The following is a 21,183-nucleotide window of genomic DNA, read 5'->3' on the forward strand; positions in this document are numbered from 1 at the left end:
ACTTGGCTTTTTAACTTGGAACAACCTTAGTGGATGTCACTTAGGCAATAGCGCGTAGCTCCCGTAAGGCGACAGACAACATCGCGAGATCACAGTGGTCGGAGACTTGCAGATCACGCAGCAAACGTTGCGCGCTATGCAAGGTACGTTGACCAGCCTGACGCCATTGAATCAATGCCGCAGCCAAGTCGCTGGTATCACTGGCCTGCTGCGCTAACTGGAGTGTCAAATTGCGCTGTTGCAGGGCTAAATCATCGCGCAGCGCCGCCCGTGCCAGCGTTTGCCAGTGCGTATCAGTTGGCAATGCGGCAATCTGTTGACGCACCCAGTCGAGTTCCAACTCAGCCCCCACTGCATGATAAAAACGGGCAGCGGTCTGAACGGGAAGCTGATGCTCCGTTGCCAACTCGACAATATCCAACAATGCCGCACCGGTTTCCAGTACCGCGACAGCGTCAGCCAAGCCGGCTGGCACTCGCTGGGCGATAAGATCATCAACAATACGCTGTATTGGCTGACGGCCGCTTTCGGTCATGCATGCCAACGCCTGCTCCAACAACTCAGCCACATGAGGACGCAGGCGAGCAATATTACTGCCCAACTGTGCCAGCAACTCAGGCTGCTGGGCACTGCGACGCATCAGCCAGACAACCGCTTTTTGAACAAAACGGGAAATCTGAATCAGCATATCACCTTGCGCTTTGTCACTCACTTGGTTGTCTAAGCCATCAATTTGCGCCCACAATTGCTCAAGGCCAAAGAGCTCTTTGGTCAGGATATAGGCTCGGACAATCGGGCCAGGGGCCGCGCCGGTTTCTTCCTGAGCACGATGGACAAACGTTGCACCAACGCGGTTCAGCATGGTGTTAGTGATGCAAGTGGCAATGATTTCGCGCTTCAACGGGTGTTTTGTCGCCGCATCAGCGAACCCTGTTTGGATGGGTTTGGGGAAATATTGCAGCAAAGTCGGCTGGAAGAACGCATCATCCGGGATATCGCTGGCAATCAAATCATCAAACAATTGCATCTTGGCATAGGCTAGCAACACCGCATTCTCTGGCGTTGAGAGGCCAAGGCGAGCTTTGCGTCGTTCCAATAACTGTTCATCAGTCGGTAAATACTCAATACGACGCTTCAAGCGACCGCTGGCTTCTAGCGCATGCATTAGACGAGTTTGGCCTTCGAGTAACTGCAGGCCACGGCGCGTGGTCACCGATAAGCACTGTGTTTGATAGTAATTATCTTCTAACACTAACAAGCCGACTTCTTCAGTCATGTTCGCCAGCAGTTCATTGCGCTGCTTGAGCGTCATATCCCCTGCCGCAACCAATCCATTCAGAAGAATTTTGATATTGACCTCATGGTCCGAACAGTCAACCCCTGCGGAGTTATCAATCGCATCGGTACAGAGCTTGACGCCGTGCATCGCGGCTTCGATTCGCCCAAGCTGGGTGCAGCCTAAGTTACCGCCTTCCCCCACAACTTTACAACGTAAGTCAGCCCCATTGACACGAATCGCATCATTGGCGCGATCACCAACCTGTTGATGTGTTTCTGTACTGGCCTTGACATACGTGCCAATGCCGCCGTTATAGAGCAGATCAACAGGCGCTTTCAGAATCGCCATTTTCAATTCATTCGGGGTCAGGCTATCTGCATCAATCCCCAATACCGCCTTGACTTCAGGCGATAGAGGAATCGTCTTGGCCGAGAGCGGATAAATCCCACCGCCTGCGGAAATCAAAGCACGGTTGTAATCTTCCCAAGAAGACCGAGGCAAGGCAAAAATGCGCTCACGCTCCTCAAAACTGCGTGCCGCATCCGGATTCGGATCAAGGAAAACATGACGATGGTCAAACGCAGCTAACAAGCGAATATGCCGCGATAGCAACATCCCGTTACCGAACACATCGCCGCTCATATCGCCGACGCCGACTACCGTAAAGTCCTGCGTTTGGGTATCACGACCCATTTCACGGAAATGCCGCTTCACGGACTCCCAGGCGCCGCGTGCGGTAATCCCCATTTTCTTGTGGTCGTAGCCATTACCACCGCCTGATGCAAAGGCGTCCCCCAGCCAGAAGCCATATTCTTCAGAAACGCTGTTTGCAATGTCGGAAAAGGTTGCAGTACCTTTGTCTGCCGCCACCACCAGATAGGGATCATCAGGATCATGGCGAACGACTTGAGCAGGTGGCACAAGCTGACCGGTAACCAAGTTATCCGTGAGATCAAGCAAACCACGCAAGAAAGTTTTATAGCATTCAATGCCCTCACGCTGATAGGCTTCGCGGTCACTCATTGGGGGCGCTTTCTTAAGGACAAAGCCGCCTTTGGAACCAACGGGGACAATCACCGTATTTTTGACCATTTGCGCTTTGACCAGACCAAGAATCTCGGTGCGGAAATCTTCGCGACGATCTGACCAACGCAAGCCGCCCCGCGCTACTTTACCGCCACGCAAGTGAACCCCTTCGACCCGCGCTGAATAGACAAAAATTTCAAACATGGGCCGTGGTTCCGGCATGTTCGGAATTTTAGAAGGGTCGAACTTGAATGAAATGTAGGCCTTATGCTCTCCCTGTGCGGTAAGTTGATAGTAGTTGGTCCGCAGTGTCGCCAAAATCGTTTCCAGGTACTGGCGGACGATCCGATCCTGATCAAGGTTGGCGACTGCCTCAAAATCACTACGTAGCTGGTTGACGATGACATTGGCCAGCTCATCACGCTGCGCCACACTCAATTCATTAAGCTCAAAGCGCGTGACAAATAGCGCCACCAATTGACGGGCAATGTGTGGATAAGCGGCCAGGGTATTCGCGATGTAACTCGCGCTGTACGTTAACCCCAACTGCTTGAAGTAAGCGGCATAAGCGCGCAACAAGACGATCTGACGCCACTCCAAACCAGCAGCCAGCACGAGTGAATTAAAATCATCGTTTTCAACAGCACCGGCCCACGCTTGCTCAAACAGCCCTTCAAAAAGCGCCTTCACCGCTGGAAGGTCATGGTCTAATTTGTCGCTGACATGCTGCAGGGTATCGGGCCGCACTTGCAAACCAATATCATGCAACCAGACTGGCTCGGCGCCCTCGGGCGTAATGGCGTAGGGACGTTCATCCAACACGCGCACCCCCATGCGCTCCAGCATCGGCAAACTATCAGAGAGTGCTAACGGCCCACCACGATGACAGACTTTGAAACGCAACATGCCGGGCAAAGCACCAAGCGGGCGATAGAGGTTGATGGCAAGCGGGGCGTTATCGCTAAGGGCATCAAACAGCGCAATATCTGCAACCGCACCAATGGCTGGATACTCTTCACGGTAACCGGCTGGAAATGCCATTGCATAGGCACGGTAACGGGCATTGCCCTCTGCCTCACCATAACGCTCAACCAGCGCTTCTTGGAGATCATCGACCCAACGCCGGACTGCCTGGATCAGGCGCGCCTCGACTGCACGAACATCAATTTGCTCAGTGGCGGTGTTTTCGGGGCGCGTGCGAACCACCATGTGAATCCGCGCCAGCATGGACTCCGAGAGATGCGGTGTGAACTCGACGGCATAGCCTTGAAAAGCCTCAAGCAGAATACTTTGAATGCGCTGGCGCAACTCCGTGTTGTATTTTTCACGGGGAACAAAGAGTAAACAGGAATAGAAGCGGTTGAATGGATCACGCCGGACAAACAAGCGAGTGCGCTGGCGCTCTTGCAAACGCAAAATACCGGTTGCAGTCGCAAACAACTCATCCGTGGTGCTCTGGAACAACTCGTCCCGTGGGAACGTATCCAAAATCGCTTCCAACGATTTAGCCAAGTGACTGCGCGGCAAAAAACCAGCTGTTTGCATGACTTGTGATACTTTGCGGCGAATAAGCGGAATTTCTTCTGGATGCTCGGTATACACCGTGGACGTGTAAAGACCAATAATCCGCGCTTCACCGATCACTTTACCCTGCGCATCAAACCGTTTCACCCCAACATAATCTAAGTAGCCGGGACGGTGAACCGTCGCCCGCGTGTTCGCGGTTGTCAAGAAAATGCATTCTGGCGCTTGAATGATTGCTTCAGAATAAGCGGGAGCTTCAGCCAGGGAGGGTTCACTATTTCGCTCATCACGCAAAATCCCGAGACCTGTTTTAGCAACAATCTGTAGATAATTCTTGCCCCCTTGCTGCACCAAGTCATACTCGCGATAGCCCAGAAGGGTAAAGTGGTCTTCCAGCAACCACTGAATGAAAGCCTGACTCTCGGCGATTTCTTCCTGACCGTAATTGGCCCCAGCGCAAGCGGCAGCGGCGGCCCGCACTTTGTCGCACATGGTTGCCCAGTCTTCAACAGCACAGCGGACATCGCTCAGCACATCAATGAGTGCCTGTTGCAGGCGCTCGCGCTCGGCTTCGGCAGCAATTTGGTCTAACTCAATATGTATGTAGGACTCAAGGTGCGATCCTGCGACATCGCTATCGCGTGGCAAAATGTGTTGCAGGCGTCCCTGGTCATCGCGTTGAACGCGAATCTGCGGGTGAATAATCAAATGCAAGGCATAGCCACTGCGGTTGATTTCCATGGAGACCGAATCAACCAGAAACGGCATGTCGTCATTGACAATCTCAACGACCGTATGTGTCGATTCCCAGCCATGCTCATCCGCATTAGGTTGATAAACACGGGCTTTCACCTCACCCGGTTTACGCTGCTGCGCTAGCTGCAGATGAGATAATGCGGTGCCATACAAATCAGCGATTTTGCGAGACTGCAGCTCTTCACTGTCAACATTCTGGAAATAGTGCTCTAGAAAAGGATTAGCAAGTGCCTGCGTGGCATCATTCAGCCGACCCGCCGCATATGTTTTAAGCTCGCGAATCAGTGTTTGCTTGAGATTTTGTTCAGTCATGACTGGCTAACCATGTAAAGGGGGTTAAACTGCAAAAAGAAGTGCGAGTAGCTTACAGAAATGCCTCTGGACTGTCTTATCGGCCATTTTCCCCAACCGATTAAGCATGATCTAATGCATTATCCGTATAATCATGCTCTATTTTATGCATCGTCGTCTTATTTGATTACCTTGTTATGATGCCCTACCCTAATCTGAGTTTAATTGTTGCAACTGCAAAAAATCGGGCCATCGGCATTAACAATACCCTGCCCTGGCACTTACCGGAAGACCTACGCTACTTCAAAACCCTCACGACCGGCCATACCATCATCATGGGGCGCAAAACCTATGAATCGATAGGGAAGCCCTTGCCAAACCGGCGCAATATCGTCATCAGCCGCCAAACGAGCTATGCCCCAGAGGGGGTTAGCGTTTTTCACACGCTGGATGTTGCCCTTGCAGCCTGCGCGCAGGAGCAAGAAGTCTTTTTGATTGGCGGTGCCATGCTCTATGAACAAGCGCTGCCCCTGACACAGCGCCTGTACATCACCGAGATTGATCTGGACGTAGCGGGAGATGCCTTTTTCCCACCGATCCCCCCAGCGTTTAAAGAGGTTTGGCGCGAAACCCATGTCAACAGCACCACGCCGCCGATTAGATTTTCATTTACACGCTGGGAAAGACTGCCCGCTGGGGTTGACTAAGGCGGAAACGCCCATAGGCTGATGCAACACCTGCTTACAAGTCGTCAGCCTAACGCCACACTGGCTGTAAAGACAGCATGCTAAGATGCATTTGTACTGTCAATGAGGAAATGACAGATAAAAACGATAGTCACCTTGGGCAAAACACAAACATAATCGTGCCCAACGCCGCTCAGGAAATCAGTTTATGGGTATTCGCCTCGTCTCGAAGAGGAATCGTTCGCGTCTGGATAGACGCGCACTAAAAGTAGCGCTCAATCTGTTATCAGATTACAGACTGATATTGTCAGTGCTATTAGTCTCAAACAGCGCTTCCGCGTTAAATTTAGATATTCGTCACTACAGTCAAACGCATCCTACTCATAGGGAAAGCCTCGATTCACTGCATGAATGCAGCAAGACCGTGCCTTTGAGCCTAGCAAATGCGCGGCAGCGCCTAGCAGAAGGTAACCGCGAGCTCAGACAAGCCAAAAACAATATCGCACTCGCCAGCGCAGACCAAGCCAGCGCGGCGGCTCGTCCGAATCCCCAGCTTTCTTATAATATGGCTAGTATCAACCCCAATGGTGGGATCGGTGGCGGGGCTTGGCCAGATAAGCGGATTGACCAGATAGTCCGCCTGGATCAATTAATTGAACGCGGCAACAAGCGAGAATTACGAATTGCGGTTAGCGATGCCAATAAACAAGCGAGTGAAGCAGACTACGCAAATACCCTACGGGAACAGCGACTGGCGCTGGATATTGCCTATTACGACCTCAAACTGGCCGAGCAAAAATTAAGTATCACCCGTGATAACGCCCAACTCTTCGCCGACACCTTACAAAAGCAACAACTGCGGCTGCAAGCCGGCGATATTGCCGGCGCTGATCTTGCCCGTATCCGGGTTGATGCATTACGGGCAAAAAGCGAACAACAACAAGCTACCCTCGAACTCCGCCAAGCGCAAGCCAGCCTGGCGTTGCTATTGGGGCTGGAAAACTGCAGCGATGCGCTACAGACGATTGACCCTTGGCCCCAGCTCAGTGATACCAGCACGGCTTCTGTTTTACCGGATAACCCAGAACTAGACCGTTTAGTGAATCAGCGCAGTGATGTCGTGGCTGCGCAGCAGCGCCGGCAAGCCGCGCAGCAAGCTTATGCCTTAGCGCAATCGCTACGCAGCCGCGATGTCAGTGTGAATGCCCAGTATGAGCGCTTTCAGCCCAACAGCCCAAATACCTACGGCATTGGGGTGTCGGTTCCGCTCTTTTTAGGCTATGACTACCGGGGTGAAATCCGCCGCGCACAAGCCTCACTCGACCAAGCCGACTACGAACTACAAAAAACCCAGCAAATTGCCGCTGCTGAAATCCGCCAGGCTCAGCAGCGCTATCAACTCACGCGCAATCGCTGGCAGGAATATCAAGAACAGATTCTGCCTGCCGCGCGTAAGGCAACGCAGGCCACTGAATTCGCCTGGCGGAATGGGGCAGCCTCATTACTAGACTGGCTGGATGCACGCCGAACCTTGCGGGCAGTCGAACTCGATGCCGCCCAAATTGATGCACAGCTGGCACGGGCACGGGCGGTCGTACAAGCCACCTTAGGCTTGAGCGCTGATTCGCCCCCCCGCACGCCGACATCTGCGCCCTAAACTCCTATCATTGCCGTTAAAAGGACACTCTCAGTCATGTTCGGTTCTGCCTCAATCCGCAATGTATCGCGTAAAACCTTTTTTGTACTGGCTCTGCTTGGCATCGGTGTTGCCTTGGTAATCAAATACGGGCAATCCAACACAGCGCCAGCTCCCCTTGCCAAAGAAGCCAGCAGCCATATCAAGGTCTTGTCTCCCTCACGTATCGCCATTACCGCAGGCGCACCCCAATTGGCGTATCTCAAAAGTGAACCCACTGAGACCTTTCCGCTCCCATTGGTTGAACCCCTCAACGCTCGGATCGCCTACAACGAAAACAACACCGCCAGAATCACCAGCCCGATCGCGGCACGGGTTATCCAAATTCAAGCTGAACTGGGTGACAACGTAAAGCAAGGCAGTGGGCTGGTGACGCTGGATGCCCCAGACTACGCACAAGCTGTCGCCGATGTCCGTAAAGCAGAAGCCGACTTAGCACTCAAAGATAAGCAACGTCAACGCGCTGAAATACTCTGGCGCGGGGAAGCCATCGCCCGCCGTGAGGTAGATAATGCCGAAGCTGACTTTCAAGTTGCTGTTGCCGAAACTCAGCGCGCACGACAGCGCTTGGCGAACCTGACCCATGGCGACAAGGCCAGTACGCAGCAAGGATTACTTACCCTGCGTGCGCCCCTCAATGGCACGATTGTGGAACGCCACATCAACCCTGGCAGCGAAGTAGGAACGGGGGATAATCAACCCCTGTTTGTGATCTCTAATTTGAACACCCTGTGGGTTTACGTTGATTTACCGGAGCGCTACCTGGGTAAAGTCGAACCCGGGATGAATGCGATTCTGACGGCTGACGCTTATCCTGCTGAGCGCTTTGGCGGTACAGTCGAAAAAGTATCGGCTGTGTTAGATCCCACGACACGTCGCTTTACCGTGCGTTGTCTGTTTCCAAATTCTGAACTGCGGCTAAGACCAGAAATGTTTGCCCAAGTCACCTTTGCCGCTAAAAACTCACTGGATGTCTGGCGAATTCCCAATTCAGCCTTAATCGTACAGGGGATTCAACAATATGCTTTTATCGAACTCCAACCTGGGGAATATGAAAAGCGCTCGCTTGATATCCTCAGCAAAGACCATCGCTATAGCTATGTTAGCGGCAACCTAAGTGGCCAACGCGTGGTTGTGAAAGGCGCTCTATTGCTCAATGCCGAATTACTGGCCGGTAATTAACTTGACTGACGAGACTCTCTGATGCGCGCGCTCATTGCTTTTGCAATCCAACAACGGGCCTTTATCCTACTGTTAACTGGCCTGTTAGCTGTCTTCGGATTTCGTTCTTTTTCAGCGATTCCGATCGAAGCCTTTCCTGACGTCCAAGATGTTCAGGTACAAATCGTCACGCAATACCAAGGGCAAGCACCCGAAGAAGTGGAACGGGCAATCAGCTTACCGATTGAACGTGAAATGAGCGGTGTTCCGCGCATGACCCAAATGCGCTCCATTTCTATTACCGGTCTCTCAATCGTTACCCTCACGTTTGCCGATGGCACCGATGATCACTTTGCACGGGCCAAGGTACTCGAAAAACTGCAACAAGTAAGTTTGCCCCCTGACGCGCAACCGGTCTTAGCGCCGCTAACGACCGCAGTTGGCGAAATCTATCGTTACATTCTTGAAATCCCAGAAAGCATGAGCCTGCGTGAAGCGCGTGCGATACATGATTGGGTCATTCGCCCGGAATTACGCTTTGTGCCAGGGGTGGCAGATATTGTCAGTTATGGTGCCACGATTAAACAGTATCAAGTTCGTATCAATCCCTCATTATTGAAAAAATTTGGCGTCACGATCAACGACGTAGCGCAAGCCCTAGAAGCCGGTTCAAGCAATGTTGGCGGTGGGACTATCCGTACTGGGGAAGAAGCCTACGTCCTGCGCAGTGTGGGCATTTTCCGCTCACTGGATGATATTGGCGATGTCATCGTGGCTGACCGCCAAGGTAAAACGATTACTGTACGTGATATTGCGATAGTCCAGATTGGCGATCGTCCGCGTACCGGCGTTGTCTCCTTCACCAACACGGAAGAATCGAAAAATAGCGTTGTGCAGGGCATTGTGCAAATGACCAAAGGCCAGAACCCTGCAGTCGTGATTGCAGCACTGAAAGAAAAAATTGAATTGCTGAATATCAATGGCAGATTACCGAAAGAAATCCGCATTCGACCTATCTACGATAGAACCAAGCTGATTGACAACACCCTACATACTGTCGGCCATAACTTACTGGTAGGGGCGGCATTGGTTGTCGGCATTCTCCTCGTATTTCTACGTAACTGGCGAGCAGCGCTGATTGTTGCCGCAGTAATCCCGCTATCCCTCTTGTTTGCCTTTATTGCGATGGATCTCAAAGGTCTTTCAGCCAACCTCATTTCGCTCGGTGCCGTTGACTTCGGGATCATTATTGACAGTGCGGTGGTGATGGTCGAAGCACTCATGGTTAAGCTGGCCATGGAACATCAAAATCTAGCCATGAATATCCGCACCCCAGAGCGGGCGCTCGGCTGGCGCTTGAGCACCTTACGTACAGTTGCAGCAGACATGGCGAAACCGATCCTGTTTTCCAAAATCATCATTATTTTGGCATTTCTACCGATCTTTACGTTTCAACGCGTTGAGGGGCGAATTTTTTCTCCCGTTGCGTTTACGCTCTCTGCCGCGCTGATTGGCGCCATTCTACTCACCTTGCTGCTGGTGCCTGTATTACTCGCTTTCACTATGCATCGCAGTGACATGGGCGAAAAACATTTAGCCTGGATGGAAGCGCTACAGAAAGGCTATCGACACAAACTACAACAAGCGATGATGTTCAAAAATCGCGTCATCTATGGCTCTTTAGTCATACTCGCCCTGACACTCAGTACCGTCCCTTTAATGGGAACCGAGTTTTTACCCAAGCTGGATGAAGGCAATATCTGGTTGACCATCTCACTAGCGCCATCGACGAATTTAGTGCAATCCAAAGAAATGGAAGAAACTATTCGTAGCGTGCTGCGTACCTACCCTGAGGTAAATATGATGATTGGCCAAGTTGGCCGCCCGGATGACGGGACCGATCCCAAAGGCCCCAATAATATTGAAATTCTTGCCGATCTCAAACCTCATAGCAGTTGGCGCCCCCAATTCAAAGACAAAGAGGCATTGGTCTCAGATATGTCACGAGCCCTGAGTCAAATACCAGGCTTACCCACCAATTTCTCGCAAGTGATTCAAGACAATGTTGAAGAATCGCTCTCTGGCGCTAAAGGCGAAATTGCGGTCAAAATTTTCGGCCCCGATCTAGAAATTCTGCAGGATAAAGCAGAGCTGATTGAGACTATTCTCAAGCGGATTCCCGGCAATGCCGATGTTGCCGCGATTCCTGTTGGCGGGCAAGCCGAAGTCACCATCACCCCTGACCGCCGCAAGATGGCCCGCTACGGTATCAATATCGCCGACATCAACCGGGTCATTGCCACTGCGTTTGGCGGGGCCGATGTGAACGACTTCTTTGAAGGAGACCGTAAATTTGATGTCACGTTACGGCTCCCCGCAGAATACCGGGACTCGATGGAGGACATCTTAAATTTACAAGTCCCGATCCCCAGCGCCATTGATGGCAACATTCAACGGGGTAACTTAACCTTGTCCGAACTTGCTACAGTCGAAATCCGGCAAGGCGCCTCGCGGATCGCCCGCGAAGGCGGCGGCCGGGTAGGCATCGTAAAAACCAATATCCGTGGGCGGGATATGGGTAGCTTTGTGCGCGAAGCACAGCAACAAGTTAAAAAAGAAATTCACTTACCCCCCGGTTACTTCATTACCTGGGGGGGGCAATTTGAAAATCAGCAACGCGCCTCCAAACGCTTAGCAGTGATTGTCCCGATCAGTCTGCTGGGTATTTTTATTGTTCTATTTTGGGCCTTCCGCTCGACCCGGCTGGCATTGCTGGTTCTAGGCATGGTACCGTTTACTCTGATTGGCGGTCTGGCAGGGCTGGGCCTGGCAGGATTAAATCTATCGATCTCAGCTGCCGTCGGCTTTATCGCCGTAGCGGGTATCTCTGTGCAAAATGGAGTGATTTTGGTTGAGCAATATCTGGATAATTTACAGAACGGGGAAGCCCCGCTAACCGCTTTAGTTGAAGGCGCGATCGCTCGACTTCGGCCTATTTTAATGACTGCACTCATGGCTGGCTTCGGCCTGCTACCTGCCGCTTTGTCTAATGGCATTGGCTCAGAAACGCAGCGCCCATTTGCGATTGTGATCGTTGGGGGTATCATTTCTGCGACCTGCTTCACCCTGTTTTTGTTACCCGTCTTGTTGGCACGTTTTGGCTTGCCTCCCACCTCGACACGACCCTAGCACCGGTAAATGGATAAATTCAAACAGCTTGAAACGTTTGTGGCCGTCGCGACCAAAGGCGGCCTATCCGCAGCGGCCAAACTTGAAAACGTTGCGCCGGCGATTATCGGTCGGCGTATCGATGCCCTCGAAGCCCGCCTCGGGATCAAATTACTTATTCGAACGACACGACGGGTCACACTCACTCAGGAAGGCCAAGCCTTCCTAGAGAATTGTGAGCGGATTCTGCAGGACTTAGACACCGCTGAAAATGCGGTCGCCCTCGGAAGTGTGCAGGCGGGTGGGCAGATCAAACTCAGCGCCCCAGGTGGCTTCGGACGACAGCATGTCGCTCCCCTGCTCCCCACATTCACACACCGGCATCCCGCCGTCCAGCTGCATTTGGATTTGAGCGATCGTTATGTGGACTTAATTAACGAAAGTATTGATCTCGCTATTCGGATTGGGCAACTGCCAGACTCTAACCTGATCTCCGTCAAATTAGCTGATAATCCACGCGTTATCGTTGCCAGCCCCAGCTATCTCAGTCAACATGGCACACCACAGACGCCGCAAGACCTCACACAACATCGTTGCCTGACTCTGGGCCAGGAATCTGCCCAGCATCGTGGCTGGCTGCTTAAATCAAGCCCCCATGATCCGCGCCAGCTCGGCTATATAAAAGTTCGAGGTGACCTTGCCTGCAATGATGGTTCGGCCCTGCTTGATTGGGCGATTAAGGGTTATGGGCTGGCATGGCGCTCTATGTGGGAAGTGCGCGGTGCCCTCAGCCGTGGACAGCTTGTTACCGTATTGAATGAATACGCCGCGCCACCAGTTGGGATTTATGCGGTTTTCCCAGACAAACGACTATTGCCGCTGCGGGTTCGCCTGCTGATTGATTTCTTTAAACAAACTTACGGCGATACAGAATACTGGCTCACCGGCAAGGTTACGCAATAACACTAAGGATTGCGCACCAAACGGACGTAATTGGTTGGGCTTTTATTGATCCAATTGGCAAACTCGCCGCTGGCAAAATCCACCAGAAAAGGATTTTTGCCATTATTTTCTTCCGCCAAAAATGACCAGTGCATCGCTTGTGGCGTCTCTGGAAACCATTTGGCGTTGATTGCTGGGTGCTTGCAGGCCTTCTCCGCCAGGCTATGCATTTCAGCATGGGTTGGTAAACGCCAGGCTCGCTTGGTCGCTGTGGCTGCCTTTTTTGCTAACTCTTGTGCCTCGTTCAGGCCGACTTTGATTGCCTCGCCCGCACATTGTTTGCCATCCCATTGCAGACCTTCGACACAACGCCGCCAGATCAGGCCCGACACGGTGTCTTTCACCTCTAAGCCGCCTAAGCCGCTTTCATAGCGGCTATCGGGTCGCGTCAATTTTGCGCCTTGGCATACCTGCTCTGCAAGCGTAACAGATGCAAAAAATAGCCCTGCGCCCAAGCTAATGATTAATTGAGCCAGTCTCATTTCCACCTCCCGCATGATTCACCTTTCTGACATTACGGCAACCTCCATAAAAACTAAATACCCAAAAAAAAGCCGCATGAACCTGACGGTTACATGCGGCGAGCACTGGGAATCGACTACCGTTTTACTGGACTGATTAACATCAAGCGACGCTCAGTCTCGTTATCGGTAGGTCTGTCTCCTCGTCGCGACGCTCCCCTTTATTCATATCAATCAGTACAAACAGCAGTCACTAAGCCACTTTATGCTCAAAGAACTGCTCATTTTCCGTGGAGCCTTTAAGGGCGGTCGTGGACGACTGCCCGCCCTCAATCGTTTGGGTGACGGCATCAAAATAACCAGTACCCACCTCGCGCTGATGCTTCACTGCGGTGAACCCCCGCTCAGCAGCGGCAAACTCGGCCTCTTGCAGCTCAACAAAGGCGCTCATGTTGTTTCTGGCATAGCCATAAGCCAAATTGAACATGCCGTAATTCAAGCTGTGGAAACCGGCCAGCGTAATAAATTGGAACTTGTAGCCCATGGCTCCTAACTCACGCTGAAATTTGGCAATCGTGGCGTCATCTAGATTCTTTTTCCAGTTAAATGAGGGAGAACAGTTATACGCCAGCATTTTCCCGGGGAACTGTTTATGAATCGCCTCAGCAAACGCTTTCGCATAAGCCAGATCAGGCTTACCGGTTTCACACCAGACTAAATCCGCATAGGGGGCATAGGCCAAACCACGAGAAATCGCCTGCTCCAGCCCAGGGCGTGTACGATAAAACCCTTCAACCGTGCGCTCTCCCGTGCAGAATGGCTGGTCAGTCTCATCCACATCACTGGTCAGCAAATCTGCGGCTTCCGCATCTGTCCGCGCGATCAACAAAGTCGGCGTACCCATCACATCAGCTGCCAGACGCGCTGCGCTCAGCTTGGCAACAGCCTCTCGCGTCGGCACCAACACTTTGCCACCCATGTGCCCACATTTCTTGACTGAGGCCAATTGGTCTTCAAAATGAACCCCTGCCGCGCCCGCTTCAATCATCCCTTTCATCAGCTCGAATGCATTCAGCACGCCGCCAAAGCCCGCCTCCGCATCCGCCACGATCGGCGCAAAATAATCTACATAATCAGCGTCTTGCGGGGTCTTACCCTCCATCCACTGAATCTGATCAGCACGCTGGAAAGTATTGTTAATTCGGCGGACAACCGCGGGGACTGAATTCGCGGGATACAAAGATTGATCGGGATACATTTCTCCAGCAATATTGGCATCGGCCGCTACCTGCCAACCAGAAAGATAAATTGCCCGTAAGCCTGCCTTAACTTGCTGCATCGCCTGATTGCCCGTCAACGCCCCAAGCGCATTAATAAATGGCTGGCCCTGCAAGTCTTGCCACAAACGCTCAGCGCCACGCTTAGCCAAGGTATATTCAATCGGTAATGAACCACGCAGGCGAACCACTTCTGCCGCACTGTATTGACGCTTGATCCCTTTCCAGCGGGGGTTTTCTGACCACTCTTTTTGCAACTTCTGTGCAGCTAACTCACGTGCGCTCATCTTGCTCTCCCTATCAATTAAAAAATGCATCACCTTAAAAACGGCTTCAGATCACTCACCTGTCATGATCAACATCGATCACCCTGCATTCATATTAATTTTTCAGCGCAACTGCAACAAGCGCTATTTTTAGGTTAGGCAATATAAATAAATTCATTGAAATCAAACACTTAAAAATTTATTTTTATAATGCGGAAAGACTTTTTTGCTAATGAAATATCAATTTGTGGCGACGCACAAGCGCTTTTCAGATAATAAAATCCGCCTTTCACAATATGAAATAATCTTATATCTTATATAAGACATAGCGAGCTAAGATAATCACTCGCCGGGAGTGGAGTCGCCCTTCAACGCCGTTGTAGAGCAGGTAGCCGTTGGCGTCGTAGCTTTGGCCAAGGGTGTTTACTGGGCCCCAGGCACCATCGGGCAGGTGCAGCGGGAGTGCTTGTTGCCAGTGGTCGCCTTGGTCTTGCCAGGCCCCAGGGTTGAGGAGAACGTCGCCGCTTTCTTTGACAAGAAATTGGATGGATTGGCTGCTGAGTTGGACGATATCCTTGTACATGCTCAACTTCGCTATCCCCCCGTCCCCTATTTACCCCGCGATTTATTGTTCGTCCCAGATTTATTAGTGGTACGTCCCCGTTTATTCGCCATTCAAGATAGAGTCCAGTTGCCATATTTTCATAAAGCCTCCCAAATTATTCATTTAATGGCACGACATTTACTTTGTATCCTAAGGACTCCCATAGCTTTTTGGTAGCAGCCCACTGCGTTTCAGTTATCCCTGCACCAGCACCGAATCGGCCAGACCAAGCATTAATTGTTACAGTGTTATTTGGGCCAGACTAGCAATTAGCCAATCTTTTTTCTAAATCTAAACCGATTCGTCTTACTAAATCAGCTGATTCCTCTGCTAATGAGTGAATAGAATTTCCATAATCATCATGGCAAATTTTAATTGAATGCCCTTCAATCTCAATTACCCATTTGCGAGCATCTGGGCCATCTATTGTATTGATAGCCCTCGCTTGATATTCATTTTTCAAGAATAGAAAAAGTTTATCAAATCCATCCCACCCAGAAACTGCTGGTACATCAACATCAACAATACCATTTCCTCGTTCCAGTATAACAACAGGTTTTCTATGCGCGTTCATGGTTATTTCCTTGTTAATCCTAGAGCATCGTCAACATTTTTATTTGACCGAGTAGCACCATCGCGAACATAGATCCAAACATCATCGCCTCGCAACCCCTGCTCATAAGCTTTACGTACAACATCCTGCAATGTTTTAGGTTCCGGAAGCTCTGCTGCGGCTGCTCTATCGCTCATTAATTCGCGAGCCTGAAGTTTTATTTCATTGCGCATCTGAAAAGATTGCAGCGCTTGTTCACGAAGAGAGAGAGTTGAATCAATTTGGGTTGGAATTGCATCAAGTTGATTGTGATACCAAATGCGTGTTTGTTCATTGCTCAATGAATAGGGCTTTAATGTCGTATTTACTCCACTCCCCACCCTCTGCAACGAGAATGGTAACGGATTAGCATTCAGCGTACCATACTCAAAAGGCCGTGGGGTAATCTTCCAATCCGGCACACCCAAATCACGCAAGTACTTGGCTGAGCCTTGGATTCCTTGCGCAATGCCTTCACCTACATCAGCACCCAGCACGGGCAGTCGGTTGAGTTGTTTAATACCCAGCCCGCCGACTTTACTCCCCACTGGCCCTAGCGCTGCGCCTGCCATAAACTCAGGCACGGTCTCTGGGGCCAGAGCGCTTACCACAGCATAGCCAGTGCCATAGAACCGATAGGCTAGGCTGCCTTCAGGGGCTTGCGCACCGCGTCTTACAAAGAAGGCAAGCGTTTCTTCTCTGAGTCTATTAACCGGGTTAGTGACAGCTGTGTGAGCGCGGGGTTATTGCTGGTAAAGGTCAGTAAGCCAGCTTCGCTAGGCGCTTGCGGGGGCATGGCGCTACTGGTTTCTGCATAGCGTGCTAGGCGGGCGTCTTCAGCTGGGCTTTGGTCGGGGATGGCACCGAGTTGGCTCGCAAGAGAGGCGCGATAGTCAGCCGCTGTATCGGGGTATCCAAATTTATCCAGCATTTGAATGAGCCGGAGTTTTTCGTTAATAGGTAACGCTTCACCTGGCAATGACCATTGCAATCGATCTCCCCCACCCCCAATATCCGTCATTGTGAGTTTATTACCCTTGCCGGCGAGTGAAGATGGCTTCGCCGCTGGCTAATTGCACAAGGGCATTGGTCAACGGGTCAAACCCCTCACTCAACAGCGGTACCGCTCTGGAAGCTAGCGCGTTACTGGCATAGTTGACTGACGCGCAAACCCTGCCAACACGACATTCAGACTAAAAGCGATAGCAACGCACAGAAACGCCCAGTGCGGCGATTGCTGATCGAGCAACCAGCCCAGCACCGCCGGGCCGGTTGCAGCGCCAGTATCGAGGCCCGCATAGACCATGCCATAGACCCGCCCGCTAGCCCCTGGCGGTGCGGCTTTGCGAACCAGCATATCGCGCGAGGGATTGGTGATGCCCGCGACCAAGCCAAGCAGGAAAAGCACGGGTAATAACCCCGGCGTGGGAATCAGGTGCGCGGCAAGTAAACCCGCAATTAGGGCTGCAGCAATCATGCCGCCCGCTGCAATGCGCTCATGGTGCTGCGCCCGGTTGGCCGCAAAGCCTCCCAGCAACATGCCAGTAGCCCCGCCGAGTAACAGCGTGGTTAGCATCGACGTTGCCTGCACAGGCGTTAAAGCGTAGGCGCTTTGTAGCAAGGTAGGCAAAAAGTTCTGCAGACCCATGACAGCAAATGTCGCGAATAAAAAGAAAAAGAAACAAGCAATGATTGGGCGTGTCAGTAAGGCCTGCAGATGCAGCGGCTGATGATTGGCTTTTTGCTGCGCGTGGTGACCGCCATCCAGAATCTGCCGCTGCAAAAAGACAAATAAGGCAACGGCGATCGCAATCGCCATCGCCACTTGTAATGCCACCCGCCAGCCTAAGCTGTGTGAGAGCGCCAGCATGGTGAGCGGCGCCGCAATGTACCCCAAGTTGCCAGATAAAGCATGCGTAGAAAAAGCATGGCCAAGGCGGCTGAGGGAGACGCGCGCATTAAGTAGCGAGAAATCGGCCGGGTGAAACACGCTATTACCCAAGCCAATCAGTGCGGCCCCGAGATATAACCCTGCCTGACCTTGCGCCAGTGAAGCGACCCCGGCCCCGACTGCTAAACACAATAGACCAAATAGTAAGACTCGTACCGCGCCCAGACGATCAACCACAAAACCGCTGAGGGCCTGAAACACCCCAGAGACCACGTAAAAACAGGTCATCGCCATACCGAGCTCAGCGTAAGTCAGTTGCAGGTCTTGCTTGAGTGCGGGAAAGAGTGCAGGTAAGGCGAGCTGGAAAAAATGGGAGGTGCCATGGGCGATTCCGATCACTGCAATGATATGGGTATCGGCCCGCCAAGAAGACGCACCCAGTGGTAGTGGGGAAGTTGTCATGAGAGACTCCAAGACTGAGCATGATTGAGTAATCATCACGATAAAACAAATCGACATAGTCTAAAATGCAACAAACAGACAAAGACTATCGCTAACCCGCCAAGCTTACCGCGTTACCTGCACAATACCCCTATGCCGCCCCCCCATACTTTTGCTCGCCAACATACTGTTCTGGGCATTACCGAAATCAGCCAAGGCGATGATGTGCCCATTCCCACGCCAGCGCGCCCGATACGGGTGCGCGTCAGGCCGCAAGATAGTATTGCAGGGTTGCCCCTGCACCAGCATCCTTGGGCGCAACTGACCTATAGTTTGAAAGGCGTGATGCGGGTTTCTACCCCCAGCGCAACCTGGATCGTGCCACCGACCCGCGCGATTTGGATTCCACCCCGCATTCCCCATGAAGTGCAGCTTTTTTCGGGAGCCCACCCGCATACCTTATACGTTGATGCGGCGATGAAGCCAATTAGCCATCAGGCCTGTTGTGTGATTGAAGTGCGGCCCTTCATGAGTAGCCTAATCAGTGAGCTGGCGAAGTTAGCCAAACAGCACGAAAGAACGTTGCGCGAAGAGGCGCTGGCCATACTTTTACTAGAAGAGTTAGCGCAAGCAGCGCGCCTCCCCTTGCACCTGCCGCTGCCGCAAGACCGCCGCTTGCGTAACTTGTGCGAATACCTGCTCCACCACCCCGCCACAACGCAGACGCTAGCGGCGTTGGCGGCAGACTGTGGCGCGAGTGAGCGCACTATCAGCCGCCTCTTTTTCAAAGAGTTAGGGATGCCATTTACCACTTGGCGTACGCAATTGAAACTCATGCAGGCACTAACACTCGCCAGCGATGGCACCCCTTATCAAGCGATTGCACAAGCACTCGGCTACCAAAGTGCGAGCGCTTTTAGCGCTATGTTTAAAAAAGCCTTTGGGGTGCCACCGAGTCTGTTTTTAAGGCCTGCTAAAGAATCTGGTGAGGCGAGTAGCCCCAATTAGGTAATCGCCAACCCTTGCATCACCACCTCACGCGTGAGCGCTGGCGAGAGTGTCTGCATAAACTGATAGGCATACGCCCGCAAATAGCGCCCGCGCCGAATGGCGACACGGGTAATATTGTCGGCAAAGAGGTGGCCGGCATCGAGACATACCAGACCGTGGTCTTTTTTCGGGTCATAGGCCATGGATGCCACAATCCCTACCCCTAAACCTACTTCAACATAGGTTTTAATAACGTCGGCATCCATTGCAGTGAGTACGATCTCAGGAACGACCTGTGCTTGTTGAAAGGCGTCATCGACTTTTTTACGGCCAGTGAAACCGGCGTCGTAGGTGATGAGAGGATGGGTTGCCAAATGTGCCAAAGTCAGTTTCTTGACCGTTGCTAGAGGGTGGTCAGGCGTGACCAACAACACATGGTGCCAAGAGTAAGCAGGAAAGGTGACCAGTTCAGGAATGTTTTCCAAGCCTTCCGTCGCGATACCAATATCCGCTTCGCCAGTTTGTAGCAGCTCGACAATGTGTGAAGGTGCAACTTGCTGCAACGCCAGTGTCACCCCGGGAAAAGCATCGCGGAAAGTTTTAATCACTTGCGGTAAAGCATAGCGCGCTTGTGTATGAGTGGTTGCAACGGTTAAGCGGCCCTGGGTTTGGCCGGTAAACTCCTCGCCCGCACGCTTGAGATTGTCTTGTTCTTGCAGCAAGCGTTCGATAATCGGTAACACCGCCTGCCCTGGCTCAGTGAGCCCTAGCAGGCGCTTGCCGGCACGTACAAAAATCTCAAAGCCTAGCTCTTCTTCCAGTTCGCGAATCTGGCGCGACACACCAGGCTGTGAAGTATAAAGAGCTTGCGCAACATCGGTCAGATTAAACTGCCGGCGCACTGTTTCACGGACAGAGCGAAGTTGCTGAAAGTTCATGGCTAGGCGGCTTGTTGTGCAAACACACGAAAGCCGGAGGGCTGCGCCCAGACTAATTCACCTGCTTGTAACCCAAGCTGCTGAAAAGTCGCGACCGGCAGATCCACTTCTATCCACTCACCGGTTTCACTACGCTCTAACTCCAGACGCGCTGAAGGACCAATGATATAAGCACGAATGTAACGTGCGCGAATGGCTCCTTCAACAGCGGGATGTTCGCTGACTTTAAGCAGATTGATTTCATGCGGGCGAATGTAGGCAGTTGCCGCAACGGGCTCGCTACCTGTCGTCAACGTAGTCGGCGCTGATTCATCAGCAATTGCAGATGAGATAGAGGTCGATAACGGCAAACGTGTTTCGCCCAAGTCCAGGTGCTGACCATCAGCGCGACCATGAAAAAGGTTAACGTTGCCCAAGAAGCCGTACACAAAGGGGGTGCTGGGATGGGCATAAACGGCATCTGGTGTGCCGACTTGTTCGATTCGACCATGGTTGAGCAAGACCACTTGATCGGCCACTTCGAGCGCTTCTTCTTGATCGTGCGTGACAAAAATACTGGTGACATGCAACTCATCATGCAAACGACGCAGCCAACGGCGCAATTCCTTGCGCACTTTTGCATCCAACGCCCCAAAAGGCTCATCCAATAATAATACTTTCGGTTCTACCGCGAGAGCACGGGCCAAGGCGATACGCTGACGCTGCCCGCCCGATAGTTGTGCTGGGTAACGGTCTGCAAGCCAATCCAGTTGTACCAGATTTAAAAGGCGATGTACTCGTTCGCCAATTTCAGCTTCGCTTGGCCTTTCCTGGCGCGGTTTAACACGTAGGCCAAAGGCGACGTTTTCAAAAACAGTCATGTGTTTAAACAAAGCGTAGTGCTGGAATACGAAGCCCACATTACGCTCGCGCACATGATCTTGAGTTGCATCTTCACCATCAAAGAGCACTTGCCCACTGTCGGGAATATCCAGCCCGGCAATCAGCCGCAACAAGGTGGTTTTGCCACAACCAGATGGCCCCAGCAAAGCAGTGAGCTGGCCTTGAGGAAAATCGAGGGAGACATTATCGAGTGCGGTAAAAGTACCAAAACGCTTGATAATATTTTTAACTTGAATACTCATAATAGATTCC

General features: G+C 52.0%; 16 protein-coding genes. 6 read left to right on the forward strand and 10 right to left on the reverse strand.

The window, feature by feature from the left end:
- Positions 1–40 precede the first annotated feature (40 nt).
- Positions 41–4,897, reverse strand: a complete 4,857-nt coding sequence (locus tag DU000_RS04095; RefSeq protein WP_114402119.1) for an NAD-glutamate dehydrogenase — start codon at positions 4,895–4,897, stop codon at positions 41–43.
- 176 nt (positions 4,898–5,073) lie between these two features.
- Between DU000_RS04095 and DU000_RS04100 the strand changes: the two genes are divergently transcribed.
- The 5 genes from DU000_RS04100 (at position 5,074) to DU000_RS04120 (ending at position 12,550) form a co-directional block, all read left to right on the forward strand.
- Positions 5,074–5,583 (forward strand): dihydrofolate reductase, encoded by a 510-nt coding sequence (locus DU000_RS04100; RefSeq protein WP_240001795.1) that lies wholly within the window; start codon positions 5,074–5,076, stop codon positions 5,581–5,583.
- 403 nt (positions 5,584–5,986) lie between these two features.
- The gene (locus DU000_RS04105; protein ID WP_158529624.1) at positions 5,987–7,219 is read left to right on the forward strand and encodes a TolC family protein; all 1,233 of its coding nucleotides are present in this window, start codon (positions 5,987–5,989) and stop codon (positions 7,217–7,219) included.
- Positions 7,220–7,255: 36 nt separating this feature from the next.
- Positions 7,256–8,440 (forward strand): efflux RND transporter periplasmic adaptor subunit, encoded by a 1,185-nt coding sequence (locus DU000_RS04110; protein ID WP_114402121.1) that lies wholly within the window; start codon positions 7,256–7,258, stop codon positions 8,438–8,440.
- A gap of 21 nt (positions 8,441–8,461) precedes the next feature.
- Entirely contained in the window at positions 8,462–11,608 is a 3,147-nt protein-coding gene (locus DU000_RS04115; protein ID WP_240001796.1) for an efflux RND transporter permease subunit, read from the forward strand.
- Positions 11,609–11,617: 9 nt separating this feature from the next.
- A complete protein-coding gene (locus DU000_RS04120) occupies positions 11,618–12,550 on the forward strand; it encodes a LysR family transcriptional regulator (RefSeq protein ID WP_114402123.1) in 933 nt (310 codons plus the stop codon).
- Between the two features lie 2 nt (positions 12,551–12,552).
- Here the strand turns inward: DU000_RS04120 and DU000_RS04125 are convergent, their stop codons facing one another.
- The 7 genes from DU000_RS04125 to DU000_RS04155 all read right to left on the reverse strand — a co-directional run bounded on the left by DU000_RS04125 (position 12,553) and on the right by DU000_RS04155 (position 18,142).
- On the reverse strand, positions 12,553–13,071 hold the full coding sequence (locus tag DU000_RS04125; RefSeq protein ID WP_158529625.1) for an Lcl C-terminal domain-containing protein: 519 nt from the start codon (positions 13,069–13,071) through the stop codon (positions 12,553–12,555).
- Between the two features lie 232 nt (positions 13,072–13,303).
- Entirely contained in the window at positions 13,304–14,614 is a 1,311-nt protein-coding gene (gene aceA / locus DU000_RS04130; protein WP_114402125.1) for an isocitrate lyase, read from the reverse strand.
- Positions 14,615–14,900: 286 nt separating this feature from the next.
- Positions 14,901–15,176, reverse strand: a complete 276-nt coding sequence (locus DU000_RS04135; protein ID WP_114402126.1) for a hypothetical protein — start codon at positions 15,174–15,176, stop codon at positions 14,901–14,903.
- Positions 15,177–15,459: 283 nt separating this feature from the next.
- Complete coding sequence (locus DU000_RS04140) at positions 15,460–15,771, reverse strand: hypothetical protein (RefSeq protein WP_114402127.1); 312 nt, start codon at positions 15,769–15,771, stop codon at positions 15,460–15,462.
- A 2-nt stretch (positions 15,772–15,773) separates the two neighbouring features.
- Positions 15,774–16,337 carry a hypothetical protein gene (locus tag DU000_RS04145; protein ID WP_158529626.1) on the reverse strand — a complete coding sequence of 188 codons (564 nt, stop codon included), beginning with the start codon at positions 16,335–16,337 and terminating at the stop codon, positions 15,774–15,776.
- A gap of 125 nt (positions 16,338–16,462) precedes the next feature.
- Complete coding sequence (locus DU000_RS04150; protein ID WP_114402129.1) at positions 16,463–16,810, reverse strand: hypothetical protein; 348 nt, start codon at positions 16,808–16,810, stop codon at positions 16,463–16,465.
- 114 nt (positions 16,811–16,924) lie between these two features.
- Complete coding sequence (locus DU000_RS04155; protein ID WP_158529627.1) at positions 16,925–18,142, reverse strand: MFS transporter; 1,218 nt, start codon at positions 18,140–18,142, stop codon at positions 16,925–16,927.
- A gap of 132 nt (positions 18,143–18,274) precedes the next feature.
- Here DU000_RS04155 and DU000_RS04160 point away from each other — a divergent pair, with 132 nt between their 5' ends.
- Positions 18,275–19,129, forward strand: a complete 855-nt coding sequence (locus DU000_RS04160; protein WP_114402131.1) for an AraC family transcriptional regulator — start codon at positions 18,275–18,277, stop codon at positions 19,127–19,129.
- On the opposite strand, the gene DU000_RS04165 is transcribed toward DU000_RS04160, so the two are convergent.
- Positions 19,126–20,049, reverse strand: coding sequence for a CysB family HTH-type transcriptional regulator (locus DU000_RS04165; RefSeq protein ID WP_114402132.1), 924 nt, complete (start codon positions 20,047–20,049; stop codon positions 19,126–19,128). The genes DU000_RS04160 and DU000_RS04165 overlap by 4 nt on opposite strands.
- 2 nt (positions 20,050–20,051) lie before the next feature.
- Positions 20,052–21,173: a sulfate/molybdate ABC transporter ATP-binding protein gene (locus DU000_RS04170; protein ID WP_114402133.1), complete on the reverse strand. Its 1,122-nt coding sequence runs from the start codon at positions 21,171–21,173 to the stop codon at positions 20,052–20,054.
- Positions 21,174–21,183: the final 10 nt, after the last annotated feature.

It is taken from the genome of Parvibium lacunae (assembly GCF_003335215.1).
GTDB lineage: Bacteria > Pseudomonadota > Gammaproteobacteria > Burkholderiales > Burkholderiaceae_D > Parvibium > Parvibium lacunae.